Raw genomic sequence first — 16,747 nt, 5'->3', positions numbered from 1 at the left:
AGAATGGATAACACGCTGGAGAAAAAGGGTCGGATATTCAATGTCCAGAAATACTCGATCTATGACGGAGACGGTATTCGCACCCTGATTTTTTTCAAAGGTTGTAACATCCTCTGCGCCTGGTGCGCCAACCCCGAGGGGCTCACCAGCAATTTCCAGGTGATGTATTCACATGATAAGTGCGTTGATTGTGGCCAATGTGTCGCCGTCTGCCCGGTGGGGATCCACTCCCAGCGCCAAAACGCACAAGGCGATCTCAAGCACCACCTCGATCGCAACATAGACTGCATCGGTTGCCGCAAATGCGAAGAGGTCTGCATCTCCGGCGCACTGGACATCATGGGCAAGGACGTCACGGTACAGGAGTTGATGGATATCATCCTGCAGGACGTCGATTTCTATCATGCCTCCGGTGGTGGCGTTACCCTGGGCGGTGGCGAACTGAGCCTGCAAACCGACTTCGCGGCCGCGCTGCTGACCGAATGCAAAAAAATGATGATCAACACCGCTATCGAAACCAATGGCACCACCTCATTAGCCAACTATGAAAAGCTGGCGACCTGTACCGATATGTTCCTGTTCGATATCAAGCATATCGATAGCGCAAGGCATAAGGAGCTGTTTGGCGTCGGGAACGAGGGTGTAAAAAGAAACCTGGAGCGCCTGGTGGAGCTGGGCAGCCATATCGTGGTGCGTATGCCTTTGGTGCGCGGCTATAACGATTCTTACGATGCCATCACCGGTGCCATTGACTACGTCATGGCCTTGGCACGCAAAGGCAATATCAGCCGCATCGACGTGTTGCCTTATCACCAGCTGGGTAAAAACAAATACCAGCGGCTCGACATGATCTATCCGGTCAAAGACGACCCAAGTTACAGCAATGAAGAACTGGACCAACTGGCGGCTTTTTTCCAGCGCTTTGACTTTGATATCCGCCTGGTAAGGCACTAAGGAGATTGAGATGAATTTAAGCCTGGGAGTGATTGAAACCTATGGCCTGACCGCCGCGATCCACGCGGCCGATGCGGCCTGTAAATCCGCTGCGGTAACGGTACTGGGATACAAGAAGATTGGTTCCGGTCTGGTTAGCGTGTTCTTTGCCGGTGAAATCAGCGCGGTGAAAACCGCCATCGACAGCGGTGTGGCAGTGATCAAGCAACCGGCGTTTATCAAAGGCCAGTTGGTGATTGCCCGCCCGGAAAAACAGGTCGTCGCACTGCTGACCGGGTTGAAAGGCAAGGAGCTGACGCCGCCAGCGGCCAAGGTGCAGCAAGAACCGCCAGCGGTAGAGGCCGCAGCGCCGATAGCCGAAGCCCCTGTTGCCGACAACAAACCCGCACGCACGGGCGGCAAGAAAGAGTCTAAATAACCGTACCGCTTCTGAGATAGGGTAGGAATAACAGTATGTTTAACGAGTCGTTACTGGACAGGATCCGCCATAACCTGGCAGAGAGCTATTCTTCTCCCACCGGCATCGCCATCCCGGTTGGGGTTTCTAACCGGCATGTCCATCTGTCGCAGCAGGATATTGAAACACTGTTTGGTGCCGGTTATCGGCTGACACCGTGCAAAGAGTTACGCCAGCCGGGGCAGTTTGCCGCCAAAGAGTGCGTGATGATAGTAGGCCCGAAAGGCTCGCTCTCCAAAGTGCGGGTGTTGGGGCCAGCACGCGAATGCACGCAACTGGAAATCTCAAAGGCGGACTGTTTCACCCTGGGTTTGAAAGCACCGGTGCGCGAATCCGGCAATCTGATCGCCTCCGGTGACGCCATGCTGGCTGGCCCGGCAGGCTACGTTTCGCTGCATTCACAGGTGATTTGTGCCCAGCGCCATATCCATATGAACCCGCAGGATGCCGCCAGGTTGGGCGTGCAGAACGGCCAGAAGGTACGGGTGAAGGCGGCAGGCGTGCGTGGGCTGATCTTTGACGAAGTCATCGTGCGGATCAAAGCCAGTTTTGCACTGGAACTGCACATTGATACCGATGAAGCCAACGCCGCCGGGCTGGCTTCCGGTGACAACGTGGTTATCGTTCCCTGAGGCGGCAATATGATGCAGCGTGAAGTCATCGACAAGTTGGTCAGTGAAGTGCTGTTACGGATGCGGCCACGGGCATTGGTGCTGTTAACCGCTGCGGATGGCTACCACGAGATAATCCGCGCGCGTTTGCAACAGTGCCAGGCGTTCTCGCCGGTGATCCTGTTTAGCGATAATGCCCGGCAGTTTCACGCAGAGGCTGATTGGTGCCAACTCGGGCCAATCACTTCTCTAACAGCAATCCGTCAAACCGGCGCGCTGGATAATATTGAGCGGGTATTAATCCCTTTTCTCGATTTCGCTACGGCGGCAGAAGTGGCCAACGGCTTATTACAGTCCGACGCCGCCAGGTTTATTCATCTGGCCCGGATGAGCGGCAGGCCGATTATGGCGCTGGATTATAACTGCAACCCGACCAGCGAATTAAATCAACTGAAAGGTCTGAGCCGCGCAGGGGAAAACACCCCCCAGGCAGATTATCTACCCAAGCTGGCGGCACAAGGCATTGAGCTCTGTACGTTGGATCGGATGTTATCGGCCCAGCCTGCCGCCACGGAGCCGTTGGCAGCGCCGCCACCACAGGCTTACGTAACGCTAAGCGAACTCAAGCGGCTCAATGGTCGTTCACCACCGGGGGCCAAGCTGACCGATTTGGCACTGGAATATAGCCGAGGGAAAAAATAATACCGAACCGGGTGAGGGCTTTTACTACGGAGAGAGTCCCCTCACCCTCTCCCACAGGGAGAGGGGACCGATCGAGTGGGTATGAAAACTCGGTGGTGCACATTGGATAAGTGGGCGATCGAGTTTGCTGAGATTTCCTCTTTATTTTCAAGTGAGCTGGAGCGGCGTGATATTCAGGTACCAAAGTTAATCTGTAACAAGAGTGATTAAAAAACCAGCACCGTAGCCAAGTTGTTGCACACTCGGTTCCCTCTCCCCGTGGGAGAGGGTTGGGGTGAGGGGTAATTAATATAAGTCTCAAATTTTAAATTTATATAAATCATTACTTATCAGGAGCTAACTCTATGTCTTCCAAGGCAAAAGCATGGGTATGGATGTTATTGGTCATATTCTCTGAGACCTCGGCCACCTCTACGTTAAAAATGTTTGATAACAGTGAAGGCACTACCAAGACGTTATTACTCGGCTTGATCGTGGTGTTGTACTGCGTTTGCTATTACTCGTTATCCAATGCGGTGAAATACATCCCCGTCGGCCTGGCTTACGCCACCTGGTCAGGCACCGGAATTTTACTGGTCTCAAGCCTGGGCATGGTGTTTTACGGCCAACACCCTGATACGCCAGCCATTATCGGCATGATCGTTATTGCCAGCGGCATCGTGATCATGAACCTCTTCTCCAAAATGGGCTCCTCAGAAGAATAAGGGTATCAACTATGTTTAATATTGGCTTCTTGTGGCTGGCACTGTCGATCGGTTCGGAAATCACCGGGACCTCGATGATCAAAAAAACCAACAACTTTAAAAAGCTGGGGCCTTCGGTGCTGGTGATCGCCGCTTACTGCCTGTGCTATTTCGCCCTGACCAAGGCAATGGGTTTTATCCCGGTGGGCGTCGCCTACTCGCTGTGGTGCGGCTTTGGCATCGTCGGCGTGACCTTCGTTTCCATGCTGCTCTACAAGCAGAAACCGGATCTCCCTGCCATATTCGCCATGGCGCTCATCATCGGCGGCGGCGTCATTATGAACATCTTCTCGCAGATGTAAGCTTGCAAAGCTCTACCTTAAAAAGCGCAGCGGCAACGTTGCGCTTTTTTTTTGATGCGCTATAGTTATGCGCATAAATTATGCTCAGGAGGTGCTATGGGAACCGTTTCAATAATAAAAAAACGCAATACTAACGTGTACTTAAGTGTCGACCTGATCGAACAGGCTAAAGCATTAGACCTAAACTTATCGGCTACGCTCAACCACGCCTTAGAACTCGCAGTTAAGAAGGGGCAACGTGAACGTTGGCTAGCGGAAAATCGTGCTGGTCTTGAAGCATTGAATGGTTTCGTTGAGGAGAACGGTCTTTTTTCTGATGATGCTGACTTTGGTGTCCTGTAATGAAACAATTTTCTGTTTATAAAAATCAATCTAAAAACAAAAAAGCCTATCCTTTCTTTATCGTTGTTCAGTCCGATTTACTCGATCATCTTAGCACTCGTTTGGTCATGCCCTTGGCTTTAAAACATGCAACAAACTCACAGGTCAAAGCACTGACTCCCGTTTTGTCTGTGGACCAACAAGATTACGTGATCCTGACTAGTCTACTGACGACTACGGATGTCAAAAATCTTAGTGCAGATTGCCTGGTTTCCAATGCAGCCCATCTGCGCGATGAGCTGGTTGCGGCTATCGATCTGTTAGTTTTGGGCATCTGAAAAACTGACCCGCTTGCCATGGGCAAATTGGGCCAGTTCACCAAAAAAGTGGAAGGGAAGGTTATTTTCGCTTCAGCAGCAGCACAAGGCTGATCAACAGGAACAGCAGGCTTGGCAACAGAGCCCCAAGAATTGGCGGCATGCTATACACCAGGCTCAGCGGGCCGAAGATCTGATCCAGCACGTAGAACAGGAAGCCGAAGCTGATACCGATCACCACCCGCATGCCCATAGGCACGCTACGCAGTGGGCCAAAGATAAACGACAACGCCATCAGCATCATCACCGCCACCGACAGCGGCGAGAAGATCTTGCTCCACATATTCAGTTGGTAACGGCTGGCCTCCTGGCCACTCTGCTTGAGGTACTTCACATAGTTGTGCAGGCCGCTGATGGAAAGCGAATCCGGATCCAACGCCACCACGCCCAGCTTGTCCGGCGTCAGGTTGGTTTTCCACACCCCGGTCAGCGTCTGGGTACTGGTGACCTGATTCGGATTGGTCAAATCAGAAGTATCCACCTGCGAAAGCTGCCACGCGCCATCTTCAAAATCTGCGGTACCGGCATAGCGGACTGTCTCTAACCGGCGCTGATCGTTGAAGTGGTAAATGTTGACGCCAGCCAGCTCTTTTTCACCTGCCACCCGTTCGATGTAGATAAAGTCGTTGCCGTCCTTCGCCCACAGGCCGCTCTTGGTGGAGAGCAGCGAACCACCGTACATCTGCTGCGCACGGTAGTTACGCGCCATCTGTTCGCCCTGCGGTGCCACCCATTCGCCGATTGCCATCGTCAGCAAGACCAGCGGAATGGCGGTTTTCATCACCGATCCGGCGATCTGCAGCCGGGTGAAGCCAGAAGCCTGCATCACCACCAGTTCGCTTCGCGTAGCCAGGGTGCCCAAACCGAGCAATGCCCCCAGCAGTGCCGCCATCGGGAAGAAGATCTCAATATCCTTTGGCACGCTGAGCAGGGTATACACCCCCGCGCCCAGCGCCGAGTATTCACCCTGCCCGACTTTACGCAGCTGATCGACAAACTTGATGATGCCGGAAAGCGAAACCAGCATGAACAGCGTCATCATGATGGTGTTGAAAATCGTTTTACCGATATAACGGTCCAGTACACCAAGCATCAGGCCGCTCCTCTCAGGCGTGCACGCAGCTTGCGCATCGGCACGGTATCCCACAGGTTAAGTGCCAGGGCAACCATGAAGTACGCCAGGTTCACCAACCACATCCACACCAGCGGATCCAGCTTGCCCTTACCGGCATTGGAACGCAGCGAGGTCTGCAACAGGAAGAAGATCAGATACAACAACATCGCTGGCAACATGCTCAGCACGCGGCCTTGGCGCGGGTTGACCACGCTGAGTGGCACCACCAGCAGCGCCATCAGCACCACGGAAATGACCAGCGTCAGACGCCAGTGGAATTCGGCGCGCGCATCCGGTTCTTTCGATTCCCACAGCGTGCGCATCGACATCTGCTCAGACTGGGTATTATCAATAGTGACCGACTGATGACCGATAACCGCTTTATAGTCGTTGAAATCGGTAATGCGGAAATCACGCAGCAGCGCGGTACCTTCAAACCGGGTGCCTTTGTCCAGCGTGACGACCTGCGATCCATCACGGCCCTGGTTGATCACCCCATGCTCGGCCACCACCACCGAAGGGCGTTGGTTTCCGTTCGGGCGTAGCTGCGCCAGGAACACGTCGTTGAAGGTGTTGCCCTTTACGCTGCCGACAAACAGTACGGCGTTGCCATCCTGTGAGGGCTGGAACTGCCCTTCCGCCAGCCCGGCAATGCTGGGGTTGGCTTTGGCTTCGGCAATCACTTCATCCTGATGGCTGGCCGCCCATGGCCCGACCCAGAAGACGTTTACCGCAGCCACCGCCGAGGTAAAGATCGCCAACACCATAGCGGCAATGATCAGGGTTCGTTTCCCCAGACCGCAGGCGTGCATAACGGTGATTTCGCTTTCGGTGTACAACCGCCCAAGCGTCATCAACAGGCCAAGAAACAGGCTTAAGGGCAAGATTAGCTGCGCCATCTTCGGCACACCCAATGCAAGCAGGGATAAGACTAAATTTGTCGGGATATTGCCGTCGACCGCATCACCTAACACCCTGACCAGATTCTGACAAAAGAAGATCAGAAGCAGGATAAACAGGATGGCAATTTGGCTCTTCAGCGTTTCCCGTACCAGATATCTAATGATGATCACGCTTATTACGCCTGTGAAAACTTGTCTTTTTGCAGGAAAATCGATAGTTTCATCGCTAATCCGCCATTTTTTCTCATCATGTGGCAACCTTCACAGCTAAAATAGTATTAGAACATCAAGCTGTTTGGCCATCCTATAGGAACAGGCCTATAGTAGCCAAAACAGAACGTTTACGTCGTTCAGGTTAACCTAGTTAGTTAACTCAATGACGGAAGATCTTGGCGGAGTAGGTCATTCTAGCCGTAGCTTTCGTCGTTGTCTTTAAGATTCAGGAGAGTGCATGGAGTTCAGTGTAAAAAGCGGTAGTCCGGAAAAACAGCGCAGCGCCTGTATTGTAGTAGGTGTTTTCGAACCACGCCGCCTGTCACCTATCGCAGAACAGCTCGACAAAATCAGTGATGGTTATATCAGCGCACTACTGCGCCGGGGCGAACTGGAAGGCAAAGTCGGGCAGACGTTACTGCTGCACCATGTGCCGAACATTCTCTCCGAACGCATCTTGCTGATTGGCTGTGGCAAAGAGCGCGAGCTCGATGAACGTCAGTACAAGCAGGTGATCCAGAAAACCATCAATACCCTTAACGACACCGGTTCCATGGAGGCCGTCTGCTTCCTGACCGAGCTGCACGTCAAAGGCCGCAATACTTACTGGAAGGTGCGCCAGGCGGTAGAAACCGCCAAAGAAACGCTCTACACCTTCGATCAGTTGAAGAGCAACAAGGTGGAGCCACGCCGCCCGCTGCGTAAAATGGTGTTCAACGTGCCAACCCGCCGTGAACTGACCAGCGGTGAACGCGCCATCCAGCACGGCCTGGCCGTGGCTTCCGGCATCAAGGCGGCCAAAGATCTCGGCAATATGCCACCAAACATCTGTAACGCCGGTTATCTGGCCTCACAGGCGCGTCAGTTGGCCGACGCCTTCAGCACCCACATCACCACCCGCGTCATCGGTGAACAGCAGATGAAAGAGCTGGGGATGAACGCCTATCTGGCGGTCGGTGCCGGTTCGCAAAATGAATCGCTGATGTCGGTGATGGAATATAAGGGAAATCCTAACCCGGACGCTAAGCCGATCGTGCTGGTAGGTAAAGGGCTGACCTTCGACTCCGGCGGCATCTCGATCAAGCCGGCCGACGGCATGGACGAGATGAAATACGACATGTGTGGCGCCGCGACCGTGTACGGCGTCATGCGTGTGGTGGCAGAACTGAACCTGCCGCTGAACGTGATTGGCGTGCTGGCTGGCTGTGAAAACATGCCGGGCGGACGGGCCTATCGCCCAGGCGACGTGCTGACCACCATGTCGGGCCAGACGGTAGAAGTGTTGAACACCGACGCCGAAGGCCGCCTGGTGCTGTGCGATACCCTTACCTACGTCGAGCGTTTCGAGCCAGAGCTGGTGATTGATATCGCCACCCTGACCGGTGCCTGCGTGATCGCATTGGGCCACCACATCACCGGCCTGATGTCGAACCACAACCCGCTGGCTCACGAGCTGATTGGCGCTTCCGAGCAATCGGGTGACCGTGCGTGGCGCTTGCCGATGAGCGATGAGTATTACGAGCAGCTGGATTCCAACTTTGCGGATATGGCCAACATCGGCGGTCGCCCTGGTGGTGCTATCACCGCCGCGTGCTTCCTGTCACGTTTTACCCGCAAGTACAGCTGGGCACACCTGGATATCGCCGGTACCGCCTGGCGCTCCGGCAAGGCCAAAGGGGCCACTGGCCGCCCGGTAGCCCTGCTGGCGCAGTTCCTGCTCAATCGTGCCGGCTTGAACGGCGACGATTAAATCCGCGCGGTAATTCAGGTATAATCACCGAGGGCACAGCACGCTGTGCCCTTACATTTTTTGGCCACGGTGAATTGAATCATGAAACAGGCAACGTTCTACCTTCTTGAACACGCAGAACCCGCTGGTGCACTCAGTGCACACGAGGCTGTGGCCTGCGCCGTTGCCGCCGAAAGATGGCGCGCTGGCAAGCGGGTGCTGATCGCCTGTGAAAGCCAGGAGCAGGCCCAGCGGCTGGATGAAGCCCTGTGGCAACGTGAGCCACACCAATTTGTGCCGCATAACCTGGCAGGTGAAGGGCCAAACTTTGGCGCGCCGGTCGAGCTGTGCTGGCCAGGCAAACGCGGCAATGCCCCGCGCGATCTGCTGATCGCCCTGCTGCCGCAGTTTGCAGATTTTGCTACTGCTTTCCATGAAGTGGTAGACTTCGTCCCTTACGAAGACACCTTGAAACAGTTGGCGCGCGAACGTTACAAAGCCTATCGCAGCGTCGGCTTCCATTTGACCACGGCCACGCCGCCAACTAACTGAACCTGAAATAAAAATGGAAAAGACCAACACCGATCTCGATACCGCCTATGACCCAACCCAGATCGAACAGAAGCTGTACGATCACTGGGAAAGCCAGGGCTATTTCAAACCGAATGGCGATACCAGCCAGGAAAGTTTCTGCATCATGATCCCGCCGCCGAACGTCACCGGCAGCCTGCATATGGGCCACGCGTTCCAGCAGACCATCATGGACACCATGACCCGCTACCAGCGCATGCAGGGTAAAAATACCCTATGGCAAGCCGGTACCGACCATGCCGGTATCGCGACCCAGATGGTGGTTGAGCGCAAAATCGCCGCAGAAGAAAACAAAACCCGCCATGATTATGGCCGCGATGCGTTCATCGATAAAATCTGGCAGTGGAAGGACGAGTCCGGCGGCACCATCACCCGCCAGATGCGCCGTCTGGGCAACTCCGTGGATTGGGAGCGCGAGCGCTTCACCATGGATGAAGGCCTGTCCAACGCGGTTAAAGAAGTGTTTGTCCGCCTGTACAAAGAAGATCTGATCTACCGTGGCAAACGCCTGGTGAACTGGGATCCGAAACTGCGCACCGCCATCTCCGATCTGGAAGTGGAAAACCGCGAGTCCAAAGGCTCCATGTGGCACCTGCGTTATCCGCTGGCCGACGGTGCGAAGACGGCAGAAGGCAAAGACTACCTGGTGGTTGCCACCACCCGTCCGGAAACCGTGCTGGGTGATACCGGCGTAGCGGTAAACCCGGAAGATCCGCGCTACAAGGATCTGATTGGCAAAGAGATCATTCTGCCATTGGTAGGTCGCCGCATCCGCATCGTGGGTGACGAGCACGCCGATATGGAGAAAGGCACCGGCTGCGTGAAAATCACCCCGGCGCACGACTTCAACGACTATGAGGTGGGTAAGCGTCACGGCCTGCCGATGATCAACATCCTGAGCTTCGACGGTGACATCCTCGAAGTAGCCGAGGTGTTCGACACCCTGGGCGAAGCCAGCACCGCCTACAGCGGCGAGCTGCCAGCGCAGTTCCGTGGCCTGGAGCGCTTTGCTGCGCGTAAAGCCGTGGTTGCCGCCTTTGACGAACTCGGCCTGTTGGAAGAGATCAAACCTCACGATCTGACCGTGCCTTACGGTGACCGTGGCGGCGTAGTTATCGAGCCAATGCTGACCGACCAATGGTACGTGCGTACCGCACCGCTGGCGAAAGTCGCGGTTGAAGCGGTTGAGCAAGGTGAGATCCAGTTCGTGCCTAAGCAGTACGAAAACATGTACTTCAGTTGGATGCGCGATATCCAGGACTGGTGTATCTCCCGTCAGCTGTGGTGGGGCCACCGCATCCCGGCCTGGTACGACGCCGAAGGCAAAGTCTACGTTGGCCGCACTGAAGAAGAAGTACGTCGCGAAAACAACCTGGGTGCCGACGTTCAGCTTCACCAGGACGAAGACGTGCTGGATACCTGGTTCTCCTCCGGCCTGTGGACCTTCTCGACCCTGGGTTGGCCAGAGCAGACCCCGGATCTGAAGACCTTCCACCCGACCAGCGTGCTGGTCAGCGGCTTCGACATCATCTTCTTCTGGATTGCCCGCATGATCATGCTGACCATGCACTTCGTTAAAGATGAAAACGGCAAGCCACAGGTTCCGTTCAAGACCGTGTACATGACCGGCCTGATCCGCGACGACGAAGGACAGAAGATGTCCAAGTCGAAGGGTAACGTCATCGATCCGCTGGATATGGTCGACGGTATCTCGCTGGAAGATCTGCTGGAGAAACGTACCGGCAACATGATGCAGCCGCAGCTGGCAGAGAAAATCCGCAAGCGCACTGAAAAGCAGTTCCCGAACGGCATCGAACCGCACGGCACCGACGCCCTGCGCTTTACCCTGGCAGCACTGGCCTCTACTGGCCGTGACATCAACTGGGATATGAAGCGCCTGGAAGGCTACCGCAACTTCTGTAACAAGCTGTGGAACGCCAGCCGCTTTGTGCTGATGAACACCGAAGCGCACGACTGCGGCTTCAACGGTGGCGAAATGCAGCTGTCGCTGGCCGACCGCTGGATCCTGGCCGAATTCAACCGCACGGTGAAAGCCTACCGTGAGGCGCTGGACACCTATCGCTTCGATATCGCGGCGGGCATCCTGTACGAATTCACCTGGAACCAGTTCTGCGACTGGTATCTGGAATTGACCAAGCCAATCGTCATCAACGGCAGCGAAGCGGAACAGCGTGGTACGCGCAATACGCTGATCACCGTGCTGGAAGCGTTGCTGCGCCTGGCGCACCCAATCATTCCATTTATCACCGAAACCATCTGGCAACGCGTCAAGCCTCTGACCGGCGAAACCGCAGACACCATCATGCTGCAGCCGTTCCCGGCCTTCGACGCCGCGCTGGAAGATCAGCAGGCATTGAACGATCTGGAGTGGATCAAGCAGGCAATCATCGCGGTGCGTAACATCCGCGCCGAAATGAACATCGCGCCAAGCAAACAGCTGGAAGTGCTGCTGCGTAACGCCAATGGTGATGCCCAACGCCGCGTACAGGAAAACCAGAGCTTTATCGAACGCCTGGCGCGCCTGAGCTCCATCACCCTGCTGCCTGCGGGCGAGAAAGGCCCGGTTTCGGTCACCAAGCTGGTGGACGGTGCCGAACTGCTGATCCCGATGGCGGGCTTTATCGACAAGGACGCGGAAATCGCGCGCCTGTCGAAAGAGATGGGCAAGCTGGATGGTGAGATTGCCTCTATCGAGGGCAAGCTGTCCAACGAAGGCTTTGTGGCTCGTGCACCGGAAGCGGTCGTGGCCAAAGAGCGTGAACGCCTGGCAGCCTGCAAAGAAGGCAAGCTGAAGCTACAGGAACAGCAGGCGACTATCGCCGCGCTGTAATCTGCAAGCTACCGATCAAAAACAGCGGGTGATTTTTCCCCGCTGTTTTTTTATCAGCCTTGCCAAGGGCCAGGCTTAAGTGTTATTACAAAGTATTATTGATACGGTGCATTCCGTAATAACAACGACATTCCGGGTCCCCTCAGGTTCCCTTTGATGGTGAGTGTAAACATGACAACAGCCACCCCAGTGCGTCTTCTGGTGCGCCCAATCACGGCCGACGATAATGCCGCTATTGCTCACGTCATTCGCGTAGTCTCCGCCGAGCATGGCCTGACGGCGGATAAAGGCTATACCGTTTCCGATCCCAATCTGGACGCCTTGTTCCAACTCTATAGCCGACCGCGCAGTGCCTACTGGGTGGTGGAGATAGACGGTCAGATTGCCGGTGGCGGTGGCGTTGCGCCGCTGCAGGGCGGTGAGATCGACGTCTGCGAATTACAGAAAATGTATTTCCTGCCGGTGCTACGTGGCAAAGGTTTGGCAAAACGCCTGGCGCTACAGGCGCTGGAGTTTGCCCGTCAGCAGGGGTTCAAGCGTTGTTATCTGGAAACGACCGCCACGTTACAGCAGGCGATCGGTCTGTATGAGCATCTTGGTTTTGAGCATATCGATTGTGCCATGGGCAATACCGGCCACGGCGACTGCGAAGTCACCATGCTGAAGGTACTTTAACCGCCGCAATGCCCCCTCACCCTAACCCTCTCCCACAGGGAGAGGGAACCGAATGTGCCACGATTTTTCTCCTACGTCTGACATCAACTCCCTAGTGTTTCAAAGGCATACCAAACTAAAACAGCAAGTCTAGTGTTCTTCCTGCGTTACAGAAAATCCCCTTACCTGAGCGCAACGCCGACCTGGCTCCCTCTCCTTGGGGAGAGGGTTGGGGTGAGGGAGAGAACACATCACCCTCAAAAAATTATTAATATCAACATCATTCAAAAAAACGCACGGTAATTCTATATTTCAACCAGTTAAAATGATCAACCCAAGCAAAATGTAGATTTATTGTGATATTCGTTAATAAATTAACGATCGCAAATTGACCTACCACTCCTCTGAGTTACTCTGCCATGACAGTCTCTAACCATCACGCACAGGGAACGGTCATGTCAGAAAATAACTTCGATTACATCATTGTTGGCGCAGGCTCGGCGGGTTGCGTGTTGGCAGCCCAGCTCATCCGCCGTACCCAGGCCCGCATCCTGCTGCTGGAAGCTGGCGGCGACGACAATAATCTGTTTATCAAAATGCCCGCCGGGGTTGCCAAGATCATCGCCAAGAAAAGCTGGCCGTATGAAACCGAACCAGAGCCGCACGCCAATAACCGCCGCATGCAGATCGCCCAAGGCAAGGTGCTGGGCGGCAGCAGCTCGGTAAACGGTATGATCTATCTGCGCGGCCAGCCACAGGATTACGACGACTGGGCGCAACAGTATGGCTGCACCGGCTGGAGCTATCAGGACGTGCTGCCCTACTTCAAACGCGCCGAAGCCAATGAAAGCCTGGCGGATGAGTATCACGGCAACGAGGGGCTGCTACCGGTCAGCGAGAACCGCTACCGCCATCCGCTCAGCATGGCGTTTATCCGCGCGGGCCAGGAGTTGGATCTGCCCTACCGCAACGACTTTAACGGCGCAAGCCAGCACGGCGTGGGGTTCTACCAAACCACCACCCACAACGGCGAACGTGCCAGTACCGCCCGCACCTATCTGCAAGCCGTACGCGATAACTCGCGGCTAGTGGTGAAACTCAACGCGCTGGTACACCGCGTTACCTTCGAAAACAACGTGGCAACTGGAGTAGTCTACAGCCTGAACGGTGGCAATGAGATCGTCGCCCACGCCAGCCAGGAAGTGATCCTCAGCGCCGGAGCCGTTGGCTCACCTAAGCTCCTGATGCTGTCCGGCATCGGCCCACGCGAACATCTGGAGCCGTTGGGTATTACACCGCTGGCCGATCTGCCGGTGGGCAAAAACTTCCACGACCATCTGCACATGTCGATTAACGTCAGCACCCGTGAACCTGTCAGCCTGTTCGGTGCCGATCGGGGCTTGCAGGCGCTGCGTCACGGTGCCGAGTGGCTGGCTTTTCGCAGCGGCGTCTTGACCTCTAACGTACTGGAGGGGGCCGCCTTCGCCGATTCCCAAGGCAATGGCAGGCCAGACGTGCAGGTACATTTCCTGCCGATACTCGACAGTTGGGACGACGTGCCCGGCGAACCGCTACCGGCGATCCACGGCATGTCGCTCAAGGTCGGTTATCTACAACCCAAAGCTCGTGGCCAGGTGCAGTTACGCAGCCGTAACCCCGCCGATCCCGTCAAGCTACAGGCCAACTATCTTGGTCATCCAGACGATCTGGCGGGCAGCATTCGCGCGGTGAAATTTGGCCTGCGCTTCCTGGAAACCGCCTCTCTCAAGCCGCTGATTAAAGATCTGCTGATGCCACAACCGGCGTGGGTGAACGATGAGGCGCAGATGGAGGAGTTTGTGCGCAACTTCTGCAAGACGGTCTATCACCCGGTGGGCAGTTGCCGTATGGGGCAAAATACGGAGGACTCGGTGACCGACTTGCAGTTGCGGGTGCATGGCTTTGAGCGGCTGCGGGTGGTCGACTGTTCGGTGATGCCGCAGGTCACCAGCGGTAACACCAATGCCCCCACCATTATGCTGGCCGAGAAGGCGGTAGATTTGCTATTGGGAACCACAGTGTAAGCCCCTCACTCCAACCCTCTCCCACAAGGAGGGGGAGCTGGAACGGAGTTTGTCATTCCCCCTAAAAGCACATGCAATCAGGGAAAAATCTGGCTATATTCCCCTGATATTTTCAGTGCAAAGGGACTTCCATGCGTATTGTTACGCTCGCTGTTTTAGGGTTACTCGCTACGCCATTGTTACAGGCCTCGCCGTTACAGGGCGTTTTCTTTGCTCATAAAGACTGGGAGCTAGCCTGTGATAATACCGGCACCTGCCGGGCGGCAGGCTATAGCGCAGGACAAGTCAGCCTATTATTAACGCGCCCCGCCGGGCCTGGTGAAAACATAACGCTGGAAGTTGCCTTTGCCCAGCAAACTCAGGGACAACCGCCAAGAGAAGACGCACTGTTATTGATTAATAACGCACCTGCCGGGAAATTAACAAAAACGACCAACGGCAGTTTTCTATTGGATTATGCACAGCGCCAATCCGTGCTGCGCGCACTACGCCAAGATGAGCAGATTGAATTCTCCCTCAACGGCGAGCGAATACCGCTTTCTACCTCTGGCTCCAACGCTGTGCTATTGAAAATGGATGAGTTTCAACGGCGCATTGGTACCAACAGCGCATTACTTTCCCCAGGAAAGAATAATAACAACGCGGTGTTAGCCGCTAGCCCCAGGCCCGAAATCATTACCCAGCCGGTTATCGCCGCCCCAAACATCCAGCCATTAACTGCGCTACAAAAGCAAAAGATAGCTGGATGGATACAGCCCACCTCAGCAATGAACTGTAGCGAGCTTGAGGAAGGCAGGGAAAGAACCTTGGATGTTATCCCGCTAGACAATAGCCATTCCCTGATCAGAACCGAGTGTTTCGACATTTCCCGCTTTGCTCTATGGGTAACGGATAACAGTTTCAGCAAACGTCCGCAATTGATCACCAACGATGCGGCAGACTATCAGCAGGGTAAGATTTGGCAATACAGCGGGCCAGTACGCGCCTGGGTCTGGGATGGCCAACAGTTTGCGCTGGCTGATGAGTATTATGACAACACCGGGCAAGGCAGTACGTTGTCCGTTGGCGGCGTTTGGCATCTGCCGACCTATGTCAGCACGGTCCGTACTTCACAGGAAGTCGATCTCGACAACGCAGCGCTGAATACATTTTACCGCGCGGTGATGAAGCAGAAAGCAGCTAACCCGGAAGGCGCATGGGAAAAAATCGCTGCGCAGTTCCCCATCAAAAAACCGCTAACGGCTTTCGACATCTCCTATAACGAGGACGGCCCGCAACCCAATGGCAAACCGTCTGGCGATATCAGCGATGATGAATGGCAGGCGTTTCTGAACTCCAACCTCTCCGCCGACACGGAATCAGGCAGCGTCAGCTTTCAACTGGTCGATCTCGACGGTGACGGCAAGCGCGATTTGATTATTGGCAGCTACGTCGGCGGTACCGGTTTATTCAGCTATACCGGCGTACTCAAGCGTGGTGATAGCGCGTTTTACTCCACCAATGAGGACGTTGGTAATGGTGATTTCGGGGTGCCAGGAGCCCTGTTTTCAGAGAACGGGCGCGGCGCTAACCAGTGGAGCCAATGGATTGAAATCAACGGCCAGGTTTACGCGCTGTGGTTTAACGGTAATTTCGGCGAAGATAATCTCTATCTTATCCGTCCGTTTAGTCAGGCAGCCAACACGCCAGCGGTGACCATTCGTTACTACTACGATCTCGACACCCTTGATCCTTCAGTAGACGAGCAAGTACCCGCGCCACCACTCAGCGATAAGGACAAGGCAACACTGCTGAAATCACTGGCAAGCATGCAGAAGCACTTGCTGAAAGATCGACCCGCTGGGCAGGTTAATGCCGCGATTTGCCCTGTCCCTCCAGGGACGTCACCTGAAGACGCAGAGCGTTACAGCATGGGCACGGCCCTGCATTATGCCTTTGAACCCGTTGCCTACATCCCCGTCTGGCTGGAAGGAAGATGTTATATCGGCACCGTCGCCAGCCACTTTGGCGCTTATAGCCACGGTGTCGATGCCGAAATCTCGCTGTCATCCACGGAGCAAGACTCGGAGTTTGTCGCGGGCTATGCCATCAGCGGGCCAAGAAGCATCACTTCGGTGAGCAGTGGCTATAAACAACGCACGGGGGATAACGGTGGGCTCTGAG

The 16,747-nt window shown here is 55.1% G+C and carries 16 protein-coding genes; 14 read left to right on the top strand and 2 right to left on the bottom strand.

The window, feature by feature from the left end; all coding sequences use genetic code 11:
• Nucleotides 1–3 precede the first annotated feature (3 nt).
• From cutD to ABIE29_RS01065, 8 genes are all read left to right on the top strand, one after another.
• On the top strand, nt 4–954 hold the full coding sequence (cutD, locus tag ABIE29_RS01100) for a choline TMA-lyase-activating enzyme (protein WP_429616366.1): 951 nt from the start codon (nt 4–6) through the stop codon (nt 952–954).
• 10 nt (nt 955–964) lie between these two features.
• A complete protein-coding gene (locus ABIE29_RS01095) occupies nt 965–1,372 on the top strand; it encodes a BMC domain-containing protein (protein ID WP_429616364.1) in 408 nt (135 codons plus the stop codon).
• 35 nt (nt 1,373–1,407) lie between these two features.
• Complete coding sequence (locus ABIE29_RS01090) at nt 1,408–2,043, top strand: phosphate propanoyltransferase (protein ID WP_429616362.1); 636 nt, start codon at nt 1,408–1,410, stop codon at nt 2,041–2,043.
• A gap of 9 nt (nt 2,044–2,052) precedes the next feature.
• Nucleotides 2,053–2,724 carry a hypothetical protein gene (locus ABIE29_RS01085; RefSeq protein WP_429616360.1) on the top strand — a complete coding sequence of 224 codons (672 nt, stop codon included), beginning with the start codon at nt 2,053–2,055 and terminating at the stop codon, nt 2,722–2,724.
• A gap of 344 nt (nt 2,725–3,068) precedes the next feature.
• Nucleotides 3,069–3,428: a DMT family transporter gene (locus ABIE29_RS01080; RefSeq protein ID WP_429616358.1), complete on the top strand. Its 360-nt coding sequence runs from the start codon at nt 3,069–3,071 to the stop codon at nt 3,426–3,428.
• A gap of 11 nt (nt 3,429–3,439) precedes the next feature.
• Nucleotides 3,440–3,769 carry a DMT family transporter gene (locus ABIE29_RS01075; RefSeq protein WP_429616356.1) on the top strand — a complete coding sequence of 110 codons (330 nt, stop codon included), beginning with the start codon at nt 3,440–3,442 and terminating at the stop codon, nt 3,767–3,769.
• A 96-nt stretch (nt 3,770–3,865) separates the two neighbouring features.
• The gene (locus tag ABIE29_RS01070) at nt 3,866–4,111 is read left to right on the top strand and encodes a type II toxin-antitoxin system CcdA family antitoxin (RefSeq protein ID WP_429616354.1); all 246 of its coding nucleotides are present in this window, start codon (nt 3,866–3,868) and stop codon (nt 4,109–4,111) included.
• Nucleotides 4,111–4,428: a CcdB family protein gene (locus ABIE29_RS01065; protein ID WP_429616352.1), complete on the top strand. Its 318-nt coding sequence runs from the start codon at nt 4,111–4,113 to the stop codon at nt 4,426–4,428. Before ABIE29_RS01070 ends, ABIE29_RS01065 begins: the two co-directional genes overlap by 1 nt.
• A gap of 61 nt (nt 4,429–4,489) precedes the next feature.
• On the opposite strand, the gene lptG is transcribed toward ABIE29_RS01065, so the two are convergent.
• Both lptG and lptF read right to left on the bottom strand, forming a co-directional pair.
• Complete coding sequence (gene lptG / locus ABIE29_RS01060) at nt 4,490–5,560, bottom strand: LPS export ABC transporter permease LptG (RefSeq protein ID WP_429616350.1); 1,071 nt, start codon at nt 5,558–5,560, stop codon at nt 4,490–4,492.
• A complete protein-coding gene (gene lptF / locus ABIE29_RS01055) occupies nt 5,560–6,654 on the bottom strand; it encodes an LPS export ABC transporter permease LptF (RefSeq protein WP_429616348.1) in 1,095 nt (364 codons plus the stop codon). Before lptF ends, lptG begins: the two co-directional genes overlap by 1 nt.
• Before the next feature lie 280 nt (nt 6,655–6,934).
• Between lptF and pepA the strand changes: the two genes are divergently transcribed.
• The 6 genes from pepA to ABIE29_RS01025 all read left to right on the top strand — a co-directional run bounded on the left by pepA (nt 6,935) and on the right by ABIE29_RS01025 (nt 16,746).
• The gene (gene pepA, locus ABIE29_RS01050) at nt 6,935–8,446 is read left to right on the top strand and encodes a leucyl aminopeptidase (RefSeq protein ID WP_024486368.1); all 1,512 of its coding nucleotides are present in this window, start codon (nt 6,935–6,937) and stop codon (nt 8,444–8,446) included.
• 81 nt (nt 8,447–8,527) lie between these two features.
• On the top strand, nt 8,528–8,977 hold the full coding sequence (locus tag ABIE29_RS01045; protein WP_021179113.1) for a DNA polymerase III subunit chi: 450 nt from the start codon (nt 8,528–8,530) through the stop codon (nt 8,975–8,977).
• Between the two features lie 13 nt (nt 8,978–8,990).
• A complete protein-coding gene (locus ABIE29_RS01040) occupies nt 8,991–11,867 on the top strand; it encodes a valine--tRNA ligase (protein ID WP_429616345.1) in 2,877 nt (958 codons plus the stop codon).
• A gap of 171 nt (nt 11,868–12,038) precedes the next feature.
• Entirely contained in the window at nt 12,039–12,542 is a 504-nt protein-coding gene (locus tag ABIE29_RS01035) for a GNAT family N-acetyltransferase (RefSeq protein WP_429616343.1), read from the top strand.
• A gap of 434 nt (nt 12,543–12,976) precedes the next feature.
• Nucleotides 12,977–14,584 carry a GMC family oxidoreductase gene (locus tag ABIE29_RS01030; RefSeq protein ID WP_429616341.1) on the top strand — a complete coding sequence of 536 codons (1,608 nt, stop codon included), beginning with the start codon at nt 12,977–12,979 and terminating at the stop codon, nt 14,582–14,584.
• Nucleotides 14,585–14,715: 131 nt separating this feature from the next.
• Complete coding sequence (locus tag ABIE29_RS01025) at nt 14,716–16,746, top strand: DUF1176 domain-containing protein (RefSeq protein ID WP_429616339.1); 2,031 nt, start codon at nt 14,716–14,718, stop codon at nt 16,744–16,746.
• Nucleotide 16,747 lies beyond the last annotated feature (1 nt).

Source organism: Serratia sp. 2723 (assembly GCF_050434425.1).
Classification (GTDB): domain Bacteria; phylum Pseudomonadota; class Gammaproteobacteria; order Enterobacterales; family Enterobacteriaceae; genus Chania.
This window is presented reverse-complemented; position numbering and strand designations above follow the sequence as displayed.

Coding starts and splice junctions, on each gene's coding strand:
- cutD (WP_429616366.1), top strand. CDS start 4: ATGGATAACACGCTGGAGAAAAAGGGTCGGATATTCAATGTCCAGAAA.
- ABIE29_RS01095 (WP_429616364.1), top strand. CDS start 965: ATGAATTTAAGCCTGGGAGTGATTGAAACCTATGGCCTGACCGCCGCG.
- ABIE29_RS01090 (WP_429616362.1), top strand. CDS start 1,408: ATGTTTAACGAGTCGTTACTGGACAGGATCCGCCATAACCTGGCAGAG.
- ABIE29_RS01085 (WP_429616360.1), top strand. CDS start 2,053: ATGATGCAGCGTGAAGTCATCGACAAGTTGGTCAGTGAAGTGCTGTTA.
- ABIE29_RS01080 (WP_429616358.1), top strand. CDS start 3,069: ATGTCTTCCAAGGCAAAAGCATGGGTATGGATGTTATTGGTCATATTC.
- ABIE29_RS01075 (WP_429616356.1), top strand. CDS start 3,440: ATGTTTAATATTGGCTTCTTGTGGCTGGCACTGTCGATCGGTTCGGAA.
- ABIE29_RS01070 (WP_429616354.1), top strand. CDS start 3,866: ATGGGAACCGTTTCAATAATAAAAAAACGCAATACTAACGTGTACTTA.
- ABIE29_RS01065 (WP_429616352.1), top strand. CDS start 4,111: ATGAAACAATTTTCTGTTTATAAAAATCAATCTAAAAACAAAAAAGCC.
- lptG (WP_429616350.1), bottom strand. CDS start 5,560: ATGCTTGGTGTACTGGACCGTTATATCGGTAAAACGATTTTCAACACC.
- pepA (WP_024486368.1), top strand. CDS start 6,935: ATGGAGTTCAGTGTAAAAAGCGGTAGTCCGGAAAAACAGCGCAGCGCC.
- ABIE29_RS01045 (WP_021179113.1), top strand. CDS start 8,528: ATGAAACAGGCAACGTTCTACCTTCTTGAACACGCAGAACCCGCTGGT.
- ABIE29_RS01040 (WP_429616345.1), top strand. CDS start 8,991: ATGGAAAAGACCAACACCGATCTCGATACCGCCTATGACCCAACCCAG.
- ABIE29_RS01035 (WP_429616343.1), top strand. CDS start 12,039: ATGACAACAGCCACCCCAGTGCGTCTTCTGGTGCGCCCAATCACGGCC.
- ABIE29_RS01030 (WP_429616341.1), top strand. CDS start 12,977: ATGTCAGAAAATAACTTCGATTACATCATTGTTGGCGCAGGCTCGGCG.
- ABIE29_RS01025 (WP_429616339.1), top strand. CDS start 14,716: ATGCGTATTGTTACGCTCGCTGTTTTAGGGTTACTCGCTACGCCATTG.